A 13,500-nucleotide genomic window follows, 5' to 3' on the forward strand; every position below is an offset into this window, starting at 1 on the left:
TTTTCATGAGTGATAGGACTTAGCGGACTGGACCGGGCAGGTGAGCGCGCCAGCCGAGGACCGCGTTAACTAGGCAGCACAGTGCAAGCACGGCGCCAATGAGGAATAGGGTGGTAAAGCCGAGCAGCGGGGCGAGCGCGCTGAAGGCCATGGGGATAAAGAAGCCGGTGTAGGACACCGAGTAGTACACGGCGGTGAGGCCAGCGAGTTCTTCAGGGCGGGCGATGCGCTGGACCTCGGATAGACCGGCGACAAGGGCTAGGCCATATCCTGCACCCATGACGGCTGCGCCGGCGATACCGAGCGGCAGCGAACGGGTACTAGAGGCAACCGCACCGAGGATGGTGCCTACGGTGATAACTCCCATTGCCACCGCGGAAGCACGGGCGGACCGGCTGGTGTCAATGACCTTGCCGAGCATTTGGACGCCAACGCCGCAGCCCAAGGTGATAACAGTCATGAGGCCGGAGAAAGCAATGGGTGCTTCACTGGCAGACTTGGACAAAAGTTGGGGCAAGAGCGCGTAGGCGGCACCAGCGCAGCCGAAGACCCACGGTGCTACCGGCAAGACGATGCGCACGAAGCGGCGGTGGGCTGCGGAGGGAATGTGCAGCATGCGCAGCATGTCGCGGATGCTCAGGTCGAGGAAGGTATCTTTTACCGTGGCGCCACGTGGTGGGCGAGTCTCCGGGGTATTCATCAACCAGATGGCGGTGGCGACGGTGAGGAGAATGTGCAGGATATAGGCCAGATGGGTTGGCCACGGGCCCCATTGGGCCAGCACCGATGCGAGGCCAGCGCCGATGAGAAAGCCTAGGGTTAGGCACATCGAAGCGTGGCGCGGGCCAGCAGCGGGGTCGCCGCCGGCGCGGGTGATAAGCTCTGCAACCCACGTGGAGCCGACCGCCATGACGATGCCTAGAGCCAAGCCACACATGATGCGGCCCACGGCGATGACGAGGGGCTCATTCGGCGCGATGGAGAGTAGGAATGAACCCAGCAGTGATAGGGGTGCGGCAGGCAGCATTGTGGGGCGGCGCCCGATGTAGTCCGAAAGCGGGCCAGAGATGAGCAGCGCCGGCACGATGCCGAGCACATAAGCGGCTAGGAGCCCGTTGACAGTGACCTGCGAGAAGTGTGATTGCTCGCGGTACATAACTAGGAGAGGGGTGAACTCATTGCCGCCCCACGCCACGGCAACCATGCTGCCGGCGACGGGAAACCATGAGTGCTGGGCAAACTTTTCGGTCATAGTTGATTCCTTGAGTTGGTTAGGTGGGTGTCCAATGTGGAGAGGTAGGCGTCGAGGTCGCCGGTGCGGAGGGCATCGGCAAGCGTGCGGTGCTGGTCCACGAAGGTGCGGGCACGGGCCACATTGCGGCCAATGGCTGTGGCGGTAAAGCGCTGCTGGCGTTCGCGCAGCTGGTGTCCCAGCCCGGCTAGCAGGCTATTTGCCCCGCCATCCATGATGATCTGGTGGAAACGTGCGTCCAGCTGGGCATAGGCGCGTAGGTCTGCGCCGTCTAGGGCGGTGTCTTGCTCCGCGATGGTCGCATCCAGCTGATCAGCAATGTCCGCGCGCTCGGCATCAGGCATGGCGCAGATTTTCTCAGCGCAGTGCCTGTCTACGAGTAAGCGCGCCTCATAGACCTCGTGGATTTTCTGCGGGCTAATCGGCACGATAAGTGCACCTCGCCTGGGGTAGAGCTGGAGGAAGCCTTCGACCTCTAGGCGCAAAAAGGCTTCATGCATCGGGGTGCGGCTAATCCCCATCTCGGTAGCGAGTGAGGCCTCGGAAAGCATCTGCGAGGGCTCGAAGGAGCCGTCAATGATCTTCTCTTTGACGAAGTCATAGGCACGCTCCGCAGCGGGCTGCATTCGTTCATTGGACATGCATCCATCTTGCATACAAGCTTGCATGCAAGCAAGCGTGAAGGTGTACTTTGTGGGGAACGAATCTAGTTAGGCAATCGTGTGACGTGGCACGTATCGGGGTCAAAGAGTAAGCCGTGGCCCATGCCGACCCAGCCGATGAAGGGGGCGTCGGCAAGCGTGTGCGGGGTGTGGACGTGCCCAAGGATCCAGGCATCGGCCTCGCAGGCCTGTAGCTGGTCTACAGAAAGTGGTAGGCAGGTGCCTTTAGAAAACTCACCGGTGACGGAAGAATGTAGGAGGCCGAGGACGGGGCCGTTGCTGCGGCGGGGAGGAAGCTGGAGGCGGCGCGGGTCCGGATCGGTGGCCACCGCTGCGGTTAGGACCGTGGTGTTTCCTATGCGAAAGGTATGCACCTGCGTGCCGTGGACTGTCACCTCGGGCGGGAAGTCCAGGTGGTGGTGGGTATCGTGGTTGCCGGAAATGAAGTGGACTTCGCTGAACAAAGTGACAGCATGGGCCATAACGGTGCGGGCCTGAGGCATAAACTCGGCCGAGTTAGCGTTGCGGTCAATGATATCGCCCAAGCACACGCACGCTGTGGCCCCTCTGTTGGCGGCAACCTCGAGTGCCTGCAGGGCCCAGTCCAAGCCGGGGGCGCCCGCGCGGCCTAGGTGCAGATCGGCAAAGACAAAAATGCTAGCGGGCATGTGCGGCCTTTCGGTTTTGCCACCACGTGATAGCTACCAAGACAATTGTGGACGTTCCGACACCGATGAGCGTCATAGCCATGGCCTCGGCACGGTGTCCTTGATCGAATTGGTTCATAATCCACGGAGCCAAGAGGTTGACCTGGCTGGGGCGAATGAGCGAGGACATGACCAGCTCGCGGATTCCTACGAAGAAGGCGAGGAGCCAGCCAGCGAAGATGCCAGGAGCAAGCAAGGGCAGGGTAATGCGCCCAAAAGTTTGCAGAGTTGAGGAACCCGAAATCGCGGCGGCCTCGTACATGGTGGGGGAGATGGACTCGGCTGAAGTCTTGATATTTTGAATAGTCATGGGCAAAAAGAGCACCGTAAAAGCCATGACCAGCATGCCCATCGTGCCGTAGGGCGACCAGGGCAGCCAAGGAGAGTTCCACAGCAAAATAAAGCCAATGGCCAGCACAATGCCCGGCACGGTATCGGGGGCGACGGCCAAGAAATCGCTCAGCTTTGCGCCTATGAAGCTTTGGCGGCGGGTGAGCACCGTGACGAGGACACCTAGTGCTACGGCAGCGGTGGCGCCAAGGGCGCCCAGGCCGATGGAGCGAATCAGCGCTTCCTGTGCGGTGGGCATCTGCACAACGATGGAGAAGTAATCGAAGGTGAGGTTATTGAGCGTAGGTGGGGCCGAGCGCAGGATGGTCATCGCGGACAAAGTGATGGAAAGATAGGGAATGACCACCGAGGCCAAGAGGATGACTGCGGCAATGAGTGCGCCGAGGATAGAGCCGACTGGGCTGAGGCGGATGAGCACGGGGCGGCTTACACGTCCGCCGCCGGTGAGATCGTGGCGCGAAATCCACTGTTGGAATGCCCACGCAGCCACGCCAATGGCAAAGAGAACCGAAGAGGACGCGGCGGCGCTGGAAAAGTCGAGGGGGTCGATGGTGACGTCTTCATAAATAGAGGAGACGAGCACCTTGTATCCGATGGCATTGCCCAACGTAACTGGGGTGCCAAACTCGCCGGCGGCCTTGATGAAGATGATGAGTGCACCAAGGGAATATGGCCCAATAACATTTGGGGCGATGATGCGCACGGCCTGTTGCCAGCGGCTCGCGCCGGCTACCTGGGCCATCTCCAACGTTGACGCTGGAATGCAATTCAGGCAGGTGCGCAGGATGAGATATAAGAAAGGGAAAAGCTCCACGGCCATGATGAAGGCCATGCCCCACACCGAGTAAATGACATCGTGGGCGAGTTTGCCAGCGCCGTGGCCGAGAAGCATCTCTGCGACACCACCGCGGCGGGTGAAATCCATCCACGCCATTGCCGCCGCAAAGGGCGGAGTCATAAACGGGATCATGACGGCGATCTCGATCCAGTTGGCCGAGCTAAAGCGCGTCCACGCACGTAGAAAAGCGAGCGGGGCGGCCATGAGCGTGGCAAAAGCCACGACCAGCACGGACAACAAGATGGTATTGCCAAGGATGTGCAGCATGCCCGGTTGGACAATGTTGCCTAGGGCTGAGGGCTCATCGTGGTAGCCCACGGCCGCGTTGACCAACACGGAAGCCAGTGGTGCGGCGACGAGGGCGAGCAAGATAAGAAGGATCCCGTATATCCCAAGGCGACGTCGGGGAGTGGTGGTGGAGCTCATTGGTTATTTCAAATAGCGCTTGGCAAAGGTTTCCTTGATGTCCTTGGACTGAGAAACCAGGCCATCGAGGTCATCGTTGAGGGTCTTAATCTCATCCAACTTCGGGCCATTCTTTGGAGCGATGTCCTTATTGGCCGGAATCATGTTCTTGGAGGCGGAAATTTCTTGTGCCTCTTCGGAGAACATGAAGTCCACGAAGGCCTCTGCGGCTTCCTTGTTATCGGAGGACTTGAGGATCATGACTGGGCGCGGGGTGACCGTGGTACCGGAAGTAGGGATGGCGACCTCGAGCGGCTCACCCTTTTTCTGCGCGGAGTATGCGGAGTAGTCAACGCCGCCGAGGACGATGCCACGGGAACCGGAGGTGACCTGGTCGAGCGCTGGGCCATTGGCACCTTGGACGATCATGCCGTTGTCAAAGAGCTTGTCAAAGAGGTCCCAGGTCTTCTCCTCGCCCCATTGGTCCACCATGGCCGCGATGAGGTCGGCTGCGGTACCGGATTCGCGCGGGTCCGGCATGATGATTTGGTCTTTGTACTTCTCATCGGTGAGGTCCTCCCAGTCTTTCGGGGCCTCGTCCACGACGTTGGTGTTGGTTACCAGTGCTAGAGCCGAACCATCGCGGCCGGTAAACGTGCCGCTTTCCGACGCCCACTTGGACTCAATCTTGTCCGCTCCCTCCGGCGTGTACTTTTCAAGAGCGCCGGACTTGTCCTGCTTGCTAGCTGCCGCCCACGAGGCGAGGTAGACGACGTCAGCCTGCGGGTTTGCCTCCTCTGCCTTGAGCTTGGCGGTGATCTTTCCGGTGGTGTCGGCAAAAACATTGACGTGGACGTTGGTCTTTTCTTCGAAGGCCTCCACGAGGGCGTCGGTGAGACCCTGTGGGTTAGCGGAGTAGTAATCCACCTCGCCGGATAGACCTTCAGGCGCTTTCCACTTCTCAGCAGAAGAGGTGGACTCGTCGGTGGCGGTTTCGGTGCTGTCCTCAACGGACCCGCAACCGGTCAAGGCGAGCGCTCCAGCAGCGGTGGTAGCGATAACGGCAGTAAACTTTTTGGTGAACATGTGTGGCTCCTATGCAGAAAGAGAAGATGGATAGTTGAGGTGGACGGTCTCGCCGCGAGCGATGCGGCGCGGTGAATATGCCACCCACGGCTCCTCGGCCCCGGGAACATTGCAGCGCAACTCGTAGCGCCCACCGATGTAGTGAGCGCCAAGAACCTGCGCCTCGACCCGGCGCGGGGAGGCGCCGGTGTCCTCCTCCGCAGTGGTGACGGTGAGATTTTCTGGACGTACGCTGGGTAGCTGTGGGTGGCGGTTCATGGTGCCTACGAAGCCAGCGATGAAATCGGTGGCCGGCTGTTCGTAAAGGGTGACTGGATCCGCGAATTGTTCGATATGGCCCTGAGTCATAACTACGACGCGATCCGACATGGCAAGTGCCTCGGCTTGGTCGTGCGTGACGTAGATGACCGTCAGCCCCATCTCCTGTGCCAGCTGGGTGAGCTCTGCGCGGATTTGCACGCGCAGCGCGGCGTCGAGGGCGGACAGCGGCTCATCCATAAGCAGGACATCTGGATTAGAAACCAACGCGCGGGCGATGGCAACGCGCTGCTGTTGGCCACCGGAAAGTTGGTTTGGCCGCGCCTTCGCTTTGGAAGCGATACCCACCATGTCCATGCAGGCTCGGACCTTCTCGGCCCGTTGGCCTGCCGCCACCTTATTGCCTGGGGTGGTCAGCGGAAACTCGATGTTCTTTTCCACCGTCATGTGTGGCCACAGTGCGAGGTCCTGGAAAACCATCGAAAGCCGGCGCTTATTGACGGCTACGTTGGTTCGTGGGCCAAATACCTCCATCTCTCCGAAGGAGATGGTTCCCGCGTCAGGCGTTTCTAATCCGGCTATGCAACGCAGCAGGGTGGACTTGCCGCAGCCGGAAGGTCCGAGAATAGAGACGAATTCACCGCGGTTGATGCTCAGATCGGTCTCGTGGAGGCCCGTATTATCGGCGAATTCGCGCTTAACGCCGCGCAAGATGACGTGGGGTGAGTCCATAATCAGCGAAATACTTTCTTCAAGAAATAACCTCGAAAAAGATAAGGCCGTAATATTGCATGTGGGTGACGTGAAGATGGAAGGGGATTAAAGCTTTAATTAACGGCACGCAAACACCCAGGAGTGCATGTAGAGGTACGCCTATTAGACTGGGCCGCATGCAACGCTGGGTTCTACACATCGACATGGACGCGTTTTTCGCCTCCGTCGAGCAGCTGACCCGGCCTACGCTGCGGGGGCGTCCGGTTTTGGTGGGCGGAACCAGCGGACGCGGCGTGGTGGCAGGCGCCTCCTACGAGGCGCGCGTGTACGGTGCGCATTCGGCCATGCCGATGTACCGCGCGCAGCAGCTCGTTGGGCTCCGTGCGGTAGTGGTGCAGCCGCGCCGGGTGGTCTATTCGGCGGCCTCGCGCCGGGTATTCGACATCATCGCGCAACACGTGGAGGTCATCGAGCAACTTTCCATCGACGAGGCCTTTATGGAGCCCGCCGCCCTGCAAGGCGCGAGCGCGGATGAGGTCAAGCGCTGGGCGGATGAATTGCGCGCGCTCATCCGTAAGGAAACGGGGCTGCCGTGCTCCATCGGTGCGGGTTCGGGTAAGCAATTTGCCAAGATTGGCTCAGGCGAGGCGAAACCCGATGGCACCTTCGTCATCCCGGCCGAGCGCCAGCTTGAGATGTTGCACCCGCTTGCGGTGAACAAGTTATGGGGAGTCGGCCCAGTGACCGGCGCGAAGCTGAATTCCATTGGGGTGGAAACCATTGGACAGCTCGCGGCGATGACGCGCAAGGAAGTGGAGATTTCTATCGGCAGCGTGGTAGGTCTGCAGTTGTGGCAGCTGGCCCGCGGCATCGATGACCGCGAAGTGGCGCCGCGCGCTATTTCTAAGCAGATTTCTACCGAGCACACCTACCCGAAGGATCTGCTAACCGTGCCGGAGGTCGATGCAGCTATAGCCCGCGCGGCGGAGGGCGCACACCGCCGGCTGCTCAAGGACGGGCGTGGCGCACGCACCGTGACGGTGAAGCTGCGCATGGCGGACTTTCACATTGAGTCACGCTCAACTACCTTGCCGTACGCGACTGACGACGCCGCCGTGCTCACCGCCGCCGCCTTCAAGCTCGCCCGTTATCCCGATGAGCTCGGGCCCATTCGCCTAGTGGGAGTGAGCTATTCCGGGTTAGAAACCGCCCGCCAAGACGTGCTCTTCCCGGAACTGGACCGTGAAATCGTGCGGCCCGCGCCGGCGGATACGGACTATGAAACCGGGGTGAGCGACGACGTTGCGCCGCCAGTACCGACACCGACGGTGACGGTGGAAGAAGAAACCGATAACCAGTGGCACGCAACGCAAGACGTATTCCACCCCGAATACGGCCACGGCTGGATTCAGGGCGCCGGGCATGGGGTAGTGAGCGTGCGTTTTGAAACCCGTGCCACGGGGCCCGGCCGGACCAAGTCTTTCGCGGCCGATGACCCCGCGCTCGTGCCGGCGGATCCGCTCGACTCGCTTGATTGGCAGGATTGGCTCGCCACCGAAGACTAAGCATTTACTGTCGGAATAGCTCAGCTGGGTCGGTACCAGCGGCCAGTGCCGCTGCCAGCAGGATTCGCGCCTGGCTCGGGCGGAAAGACCCGGCGTTAATAGCGCCCAGTTTCCCAAGGCTCGCGCCACCGCCGTCGCCGCCGTAGGCCAGCGCAGTTGGGCCGTAGGGTGTGCGGGTTGAAATGACGACGGGGAGGCCGGCGCGGAGGGCGTCGGCAAGCGCGAGGCCCATGTCCTCGCCCATATTGCCCGAGCCCATGGCCTCGATAATGAGGCCGCAGGTTGGGGAATTGGCGGCGGCATCAACCAGCAGGCGTCCGGCCCCCGGATAGGCTGGGATGACCTCCACCGGATGCGGGGCCAGCGGGGCAGGAGCTAGGCGCGGCGTGGTGCCAGGGATACCCAGAGACTCGAATCCGCGCAGGTCACTGGTGTGCCGCTTGCGCGCACCGCGCGCCGGAATGCTCGCACCCCCAAAGCAGAGGAATACCCCGGCGCGCCCGCTGGCTGCAAGATTGCGGGCATCGCGCAGGTTGCTAGGGCCGTCCGCCGCGGGGTGATCGTGGGAACGCTGCGCACCAGTAAGCACGATGGGCTTTGCACCGCTACAGAAAATCTCCAGCGCCAACGCGGTCTCTTCCATCGAGTCGGTGCCATGGGTGATGATTACACCGTCGATGTCCTCCCGCGACGTTTGGGCGTTAACCACCGCAATGAGCTCATCGAGGTCCGCCAAAGTGATAGAGGAGGAGTCGAGCTGCCGAAACTCCACTACCTCGGCGTCGATATCTGCGGCTAGGGTCGCGCCGGAGACGGTGGGAACAAGGGAACCATCGGCTGTGGTGGTACACGCTATTGTGCCGCCGGTGGCGATCAAAGCAATTCGGGTCATGTATCTAAGGTTAAAGAAATCTGCGTCCACGCGGCGGGCGCAATCCGGAAAAGGGTGGTGCAGCTGTAAACTGATGGGAGTTTGGAACCCACACGTGAGGAGTTAGAAGTGAAATTCCGCAAGTTTAGCGCCGCGTGCCTCGCACTGACCGCGGCTACCGCCCTGGCCGCCTGCTCTTCCGACGATGAGCAGGACAATTCCGCCGCCGCCAACACCGAGGCACAGGAATCCGCTTCCTCGGACGGCGATTCCGCCGCCCCCGCGCTGCCGTCCCCGGCCGACCTAAACGCAATTTTGGCCAAGGCCACCGACCCCAATGCCTCCGAGCAAGAAAAGACCTCCACCGTGCAAGGCGGGGAGACCGCGCCGGAAATCTTTGACACTATGGCAAAGTCCAAGGCGGAATCCGGCGCTGAATTCGAGGTCGTTGATCCTGTACTGCCGGGCTATGACCCGCAGTCCGTGCTTACCACCGTGAACTTCACCACCGCTGACGGCCAGCAGCAGACCGCAGAACAGGTGGAGTTTGTGTATGAAAATGGCACCTGGAAGCTTTCCAAGGCTTGGGCTTGCACGCTTATCCAAAACACGGTGCCGCCAGAGCAAGTTCCAGAAATGTGTGCGGACACTGGCGCCGGTGCCTCCGCACCTGCCCCGGCTCCGGCCGAGGGCGACGGTGCACCCGCGGAAGGCGATGCCCCCGCTGCTGGTGCCGAGCAGGCCCCGGCAGAGGCTCCTGTAGAAGCCCCGGCCGAGTAACTAGGAAAAGTTCAGCTCCGTCAGGCTCGACTGCACCACGCGCAGCTCCGAGCCGGCGGCACCATAAATGACCTTAGTGTCGAAAGACACGTCACCGTCTACGGGCAGCGGCTTGCTCAAATCCACCGTGATGCTGCCCTTGGACTTGGTGCTGGAATCTAAAACCTTGAGCTCTTTGTTCTCCAGCTCCGTGCCCTGGGCCTGGCCTGCAAAGGACAGTGCGCCTAGCGAGGGCCGCTGTTCTACCTCTACGTTTAGTTTCACTCGGTCGCCATCGATGGAATCGACCGTATAGCGCGTGGTCTGCAGCAGGGTAGACTCGCCGGTCACACGCGAATCCACCGACCAGCTCGCGCCCTTGCCCACCTCCTCGGTAGGGAAAACTACGGGTAGGGCCGTCAGCTTCATAATCGCCTGTTCGACGGAGCCGCGGGCATCATCCGTGGCATTCTGGGGCGCAGCTAGGCGCAGCGAATTCATCTGGCCGGTGTCCTGGCCACGCCAACCGAATTGGAATCCCTCCGCCGAGGAGACGTCTTTATCTCCGGTAGATTCTGGAGTTCCGGCCGTGACGAAGGCATTGCGGCTGGCTGGTAGCTGGTCTTCGACGTCCTCGCTGGCCTTTTCTACCTTGGCCGATAACGGCAGGGTAGTAGTGGTGGAATCGACGTCGGCGGCCTGAAACTTCTCAGCTGCGGACTTTTTGAGCAGGTCCTGCGCAAAGCCCTCGGTAACGCGGTAGTTTAGGTCCTGCGTGGAGTCGATATCGCGGTATTCCAGGAGTTTTTTCTCTCCGGTTCCGGGATTGTCCACGGTGACGCGCGGGGCGTCGATGGTCAGGCCTACGGGTTGTTCCACCGCCGGGCCTGGCTTTCCAGAGGAACACGCCGTAAGCGCTACGGCGGCTGTGGTCAGGGCTGCAAAAACTTTGACTCGAAACACGCTTACCAAAATACCGGACGCTCCCGTTTAGAATAGACCGGGTGAGTCAAAAACGAAGGAGCAAGACAGGACTTATCGCCGCAGTAGTCATTGCCGTGGCGCTGGTGGATCAAGCCGTGAAGCAGGTAATGCTCTCCATCCTTAACGAGGGCGAACCCCTGCCGGTGATTGGGGACTGGTTCCGTTTTACGCTGCTTTTTAATCCTGGTGCCGCCTTTTCCATGGGCGGGGAGGGATCTACGTGGCTGTTTACTACCATCCAATTGGTCTTTGTGCTCGGCGTGGCCGTAGCCGCCCCGCGCATTACCCACTCCGGTCAGGCAGTAGGCCTAGCGCTCATTGCTGGCGGTGCGCTGGGTAATTTTGCCGACCGCATCTTCCGCGCCCCCGGCTTCTGGTTCGGGCACGTGGTGGACTATATTTCGGTTGGCTCTTTCGCCGTGTTCAATATCGCAGATGCGGCTATCACCTGCGGAGTGGTGCTTTTCATTATCACCATGGTGCTGGAGGAAAGGAAGGCCGAGCATGAATAGGCAGATGCGTAGCTTCCCCATCCCCGAAGGGCTAGAAGGCATGCGTGCCGACGCCGCCCTGGCCAAGCTCCTTGGCCTCTCCCGCAGCGCCACCGCGCAGCTATGTGCCGAAGGCAGCGTCACCATCGATTCCCAAGAGTTGGGCAAGTCCGAGCGTTTGACCTCCGGCAACGTGGTTTCCGTGCTTTTACCGGAACCAGAAAAGCCGCTGCTGCCGCGCGAAGAGCTCGTGGAAGGCATGGACGTGCTCTACAGCGATGCCGATATCATCTGCGTGCATAAGCCGGTGGGCGTCGCCGCGCATCCGAGCGTGGGGTGGGACGGGCCAACGGTCATCGGCGGGCTGCGCGCAGCCGGCTATACGGTGGCTTCTTCCGGGCCGACTGAGCGCCAGGGAATCGTGCACCGCCTCGATGTGGGTACATCCGGCGTGATGGTCGTAGCATCTTCGGAGCGCGCTTACTCTGCGCTCAAGCATGCCTTTAAGTACCGCAGCGTGAAAAAGACCTACCACGCCGTGGTCCAAGGCCTGCCAGATCCCATCGAGGGCACCATCGATGCCCCCATCGGCCGCCATCCCAAGTCCGGCTGGAAATTCGCCGTGCTTGACGACGGCAAAGCGGCCGTTACCCACTACAGCCTCATCGAGGCCTTCCGCGAGGCCAGCCTCATCGAAGTGCACCTGGAGACTGGCCGCACCCACCAAATCCGCGTCCACATGTCTGCCACCGGCCACCCGTGCGTGGGCGATCCCATGTACGGCTCGGATCCGAACCTGGCCAAGCGCCTTGGACTCGAGCGGCAGTGGCTCCACGCGGTAAAACTCGGCTTTACCCACCCCGGCACCAGCAAATGGTTTGAGATTCAGGCACCGTATCCAGCCGATCTTGACCATGCCTTGGAGGTGCTGCGGGGATGAGGGAGGTCTACCGGCGGCGTCGGCTAGCGGCGTTGGCGGTGCTCGCGGTGCTTTTTCTGGCGGCGCTGGCTCTCTGCGGCGCGTTGGGGACCCAGGCTACCTCGCAGGTGCAAGGAGACCAGCTGGGCCCCGATGGGGAATCGCGCGCGGAGTATATTGCGCGCGTGGCGGGCAGCGACATTCCCAATGAGCCTGCCTACGCCCTGGTTACCTTTGACGAGGAACTACCGCCCGTAGCCGCCGCGGCCGCCGTTGCAGCGGCCCCGCGCATGGATGCCATCCTCATTGGCTCCACCGCCCCCATCGACGTCCCCGAACCGAGAGCTGGTGAGGACCGTGCCGGCGTCATCCAGCGCGCCTTCGACCGCATCGATGCTTCCTATGGGCAGCGGCCCAGCGCGGTTAGCGCAGTTGTGGTGTGGGGATCGGGCGCTCAGCTTGCCGACGTCGCCTCCACCCCCTCCGTTGCCGCCGTCGAACCCGCGCCTGCCGACGCCGCCTGGGGCAGCTTCGCCATCCGCCCTCCCAGCTAATTTCGCCTTCTGTGCTCCCGCAGCGCGCAGTGCCCCCGCAGCGCTTTTAGCATCAGGGGCATGGAACATATTCGGGCCTATATCGCGGCACTGAACTCGGCAATGGATATCCTCGCCGAGGCCGCCTCCGTTTCTGCTGCCGACCTTGCCGCCGCCGGCATGCCCGATGCCGCAGCGGACTCTATTGCGCAGCTCGCGCAGGTCTACTTCGGCCCCACCAGCTTTCGCCGCCGCCAACGGCGCGCGGTGGATGGGGCGCGTCTTAACAGGCATTCACTGCCGACGCTGGAGGTCATCGAAAAGCATGCGCGTCGCGCGCCCACCCAAGCTCGCGCCTGGGCCCTGCGCGCCGAGCTCACCCACCTTGCCTGCGATACGCGGGAGATGGACAGGCGTGCCCGCACCAAGCTGCGCAGGATGCGCGCGCCACGCGAGCACAAGCCTGGCGTGCGGCTGCGGCGCCGCGCCGCCGGAAAGCCGTGGACGCTTTCTATCACCGGTCCTTCCGCGCTCATTGCGGAACTTCACCAGCATGCCGGCTCGCTTGCCGACGTCGCCTCCCTCTTCCGCACCGGTGCCTCTACCACTACCGTGCGCACTAATGTTGTGGTGCCACTAGATAAATTGGTCGGCGTGGCCCATGGCAGTGATGATGTGGTGCTGACTATGACCAACGGCGCGCAGATAACCGGTGCCGAATTGGCCCAGCGCGCGCTGGCAGAGGAGGGGTTTGTCACCCTGCTGCATCCCGTGGAAGGTCCGGTGAATCTGTACCGCATGCGCCGCGGGGCGACCTGGAAGCAGTTTATGATGGCTGCGGCGGAAAACCCCACCTGCCCGGTTAAGGGCTGCCACAAGCCTGCCGATGAGTGCCAAGTCCACCACATATTCAGCTGGGCCGGCGGCGGGTGGACGAACGCGAAGAACCTCACCACCGCCTGCGCTTATCACAATGGCCGCAATGACGATCATCGCACCGGCCCGCCGCGCAACGGCCGCTTCGAGCGCACGGCCCGCGGCGTGCGCTGGGTCAACCCCTGGGAAGAGCCCCCGCCGGATCTGGTTGACACTAGCCCTACCTAGG

At 61.8% G+C, this 13,500-nt stretch carries 14 protein-coding genes; 6 read left to right on the plus strand and 8 right to left on the minus strand.

Annotation, left to right across the window (positions count from 1 at the left end):
* Nucleotides 1-19: 19 nt before the first annotated feature.
* The 6 genes from RAE07_RS01280 to RAE07_RS01305 all read right to left on the minus strand — a co-directional run bounded on the left by RAE07_RS01280 (nt 20) and on the right by RAE07_RS01305 (nt 6,291).
* A complete protein-coding gene (locus RAE07_RS01280) occupies nt 20-1,252 on the minus strand; it encodes an MFS transporter (protein WP_023021214.1) in 1,233 nt (410 codons plus the stop codon).
* Nucleotides 1,249-1,893, minus strand: a complete 645-nt coding sequence (locus tag RAE07_RS01285) for a GntR family transcriptional regulator (protein ID WP_317001149.1) — start codon at nt 1,891-1,893, stop codon at nt 1,249-1,251. The genes RAE07_RS01280 and RAE07_RS01285 overlap by 4 nt, the downstream gene beginning before the upstream one ends.
* 65 nt (nt 1,894-1,958) lie before the next feature.
* Nucleotides 1,959-2,582 (minus strand): metallophosphoesterase, encoded by a 624-nt coding sequence (locus RAE07_RS01290; protein ID WP_316330707.1) that lies wholly within the window; start codon nt 2,580-2,582, stop codon nt 1,959-1,961.
* Complete coding sequence (locus tag RAE07_RS01295; protein WP_239204349.1) at nt 2,572-4,236, minus strand: ABC transporter permease; 1,665 nt, start codon at nt 4,234-4,236, stop codon at nt 2,572-2,574. The genes RAE07_RS01290 and RAE07_RS01295 overlap by 11 nt, the downstream gene beginning before the upstream one ends.
* Before the next feature lie 3 nt (nt 4,237-4,239).
* Nucleotides 4,240-5,301 (minus strand): ABC transporter substrate-binding protein, encoded by a 1,062-nt coding sequence (locus RAE07_RS01300; RefSeq protein WP_317001152.1) that lies wholly within the window; start codon nt 5,299-5,301, stop codon nt 4,240-4,242.
* Nucleotides 5,302-5,310: 9 nt separating this feature from the next.
* Nucleotides 5,311-6,291 (minus strand): ABC transporter ATP-binding protein, encoded by a 981-nt coding sequence (locus tag RAE07_RS01305; RefSeq protein ID WP_317001154.1) that lies wholly within the window; start codon nt 6,289-6,291, stop codon nt 5,311-5,313.
* Between the two features lie 158 nt (nt 6,292-6,449).
* Between RAE07_RS01305 and RAE07_RS01310 the strand changes: the two genes are divergently transcribed.
* On the plus strand, nt 6,450-7,838 hold the full coding sequence (locus tag RAE07_RS01310) for a DNA polymerase IV (protein WP_239207532.1): 1,389 nt from the start codon (nt 6,450-6,452) through the stop codon (nt 7,836-7,838).
* Nucleotides 7,839-7,842: 4 nt separating this feature from the next.
* On the opposite strand, the gene RAE07_RS01315 is transcribed toward RAE07_RS01310, so the two are convergent.
* Nucleotides 7,843-8,730 carry an asparaginase gene (locus tag RAE07_RS01315; RefSeq protein WP_317001155.1) on the minus strand — a complete coding sequence of 296 codons (888 nt, stop codon included), beginning with the start codon at nt 8,728-8,730 and terminating at the stop codon, nt 7,843-7,845.
* A 108-nt stretch (nt 8,731-8,838) separates the two neighbouring features.
* Between RAE07_RS01315 and RAE07_RS01320 the strand changes: the two genes are divergently transcribed.
* Nucleotides 8,839-9,489 carry a WKL family lipoprotein gene (locus RAE07_RS01320; protein WP_239207534.1) on the plus strand — a complete coding sequence of 217 codons (651 nt, stop codon included), beginning with the start codon at nt 8,839-8,841 and terminating at the stop codon, nt 9,487-9,489.
* On the opposite strand, the gene RAE07_RS01325 is transcribed toward RAE07_RS01320, so the two are convergent.
* Entirely contained in the window at nt 9,490-10,431 is a 942-nt protein-coding gene (locus RAE07_RS01325) for a hypothetical protein (protein ID WP_308767497.1), read from the minus strand.
* A gap of 41 nt (nt 10,432-10,472) precedes the next feature.
* Between RAE07_RS01325 and lspA the strand changes: the two genes are divergently transcribed.
* Genes lspA through RAE07_RS01345 form a run of 4 tightly spaced genes read left to right on the plus strand, consistent with a single transcriptional unit; the run spans nt 10,473 to nt 13,499 of the window.
* Nucleotides 10,473-10,964 (plus strand): signal peptidase II, encoded by a 492-nt coding sequence (gene lspA / locus RAE07_RS01330; RefSeq protein WP_034655419.1) that lies wholly within the window; start codon nt 10,473-10,475, stop codon nt 10,962-10,964.
* Nucleotides 10,957-11,883, plus strand: a complete 927-nt coding sequence (locus RAE07_RS01335; RefSeq protein ID WP_086587410.1) for an RluA family pseudouridine synthase — start codon at nt 10,957-10,959, stop codon at nt 11,881-11,883. The genes lspA and RAE07_RS01335 overlap by 8 nt, the downstream gene beginning before the upstream one ends.
* On the plus strand, nt 11,880-12,416 hold the full coding sequence (locus tag RAE07_RS01340) for a hypothetical protein (RefSeq protein WP_259825139.1): 537 nt from the start codon (nt 11,880-11,882) through the stop codon (nt 12,414-12,416). The genes RAE07_RS01335 and RAE07_RS01340 overlap by 4 nt, the downstream gene beginning before the upstream one ends.
* 60 nt (nt 12,417-12,476) lie before the next feature.
* On the plus strand, nt 12,477-13,499 hold the full coding sequence (locus RAE07_RS01345) for an HNH endonuclease signature motif containing protein (RefSeq protein ID WP_317001156.1): 1,023 nt from the start codon (nt 12,477-12,479) through the stop codon (nt 13,497-13,499).
* The last annotated feature ends 1 nt before the right edge of the window (nt 13,500 follow it).

Origin of the sequence: Corynebacterium nasorum, from assembly GCF_032821635.1 — a bacterium.
GTDB lineage: Bacteria > Actinomycetota > Actinomycetes > Mycobacteriales > Mycobacteriaceae > Corynebacterium > Corynebacterium kefirresidentii.

Excerpts from the sequence above, each read along its gene's own strand:
- RAE07_RS01280 (WP_023021214.1), bottom strand. The coding sequence starts at position 1,252 with ATGACCGAAAAGTTTGCCCAGCACTCATGGTTTCCCGTCGCCGGCAGC.
- RAE07_RS01285 (WP_317001149.1), bottom strand. The coding sequence starts at position 1,893 with ATGTCCAATGAACGAATGCAGCCCGCTGCGGAGCGTGCCTATGACTTC.
- RAE07_RS01290 (WP_316330707.1), bottom strand. The coding sequence starts at position 2,582 with ATGCCCGCTAGCATTTTTGTCTTTGCCGATCTGCACCTAGGCCGCGCG.
- RAE07_RS01295 (WP_239204349.1), bottom strand. The coding sequence starts at position 4,236 with ATGAGCTCCACCACCACTCCCCGACGTCGCCTTGGGATATACGGGATC.
- RAE07_RS01300 (WP_317001152.1), bottom strand. The coding sequence starts at position 5,301 with ATGTTCACCAAAAAGTTTACTGCCGTTATCGCTACCACCGCTGCTGGA.
- RAE07_RS01305 (WP_317001154.1), bottom strand. The coding sequence starts at position 6,291 with ATGGACTCACCCCACGTCATCTTGCGCGGCGTTAAGCGCGAATTCGCC.
- RAE07_RS01310 (WP_239207532.1), top strand. The coding sequence starts at position 6,450 with ATGCAACGCTGGGTTCTACACATCGACATGGACGCGTTTTTCGCCTCC.
- RAE07_RS01315 (WP_317001155.1), bottom strand. The coding sequence starts at position 8,730 with ATGACCCGAATTGCTTTGATCGCCACCGGCGGCACAATAGCGTGTACC.
- RAE07_RS01335 (WP_086587410.1), top strand. The coding sequence starts at position 10,957 with ATGAATAGGCAGATGCGTAGCTTCCCCATCCCCGAAGGGCTAGAAGGC.
- RAE07_RS01340 (WP_259825139.1), top strand. The coding sequence starts at position 11,880 with ATGAGGGAGGTCTACCGGCGGCGTCGGCTAGCGGCGTTGGCGGTGCTC.
- RAE07_RS01345 (WP_317001156.1), top strand. The coding sequence starts at position 12,477 with ATGGAACATATTCGGGCCTATATCGCGGCACTGAACTCGGCAATGGAT.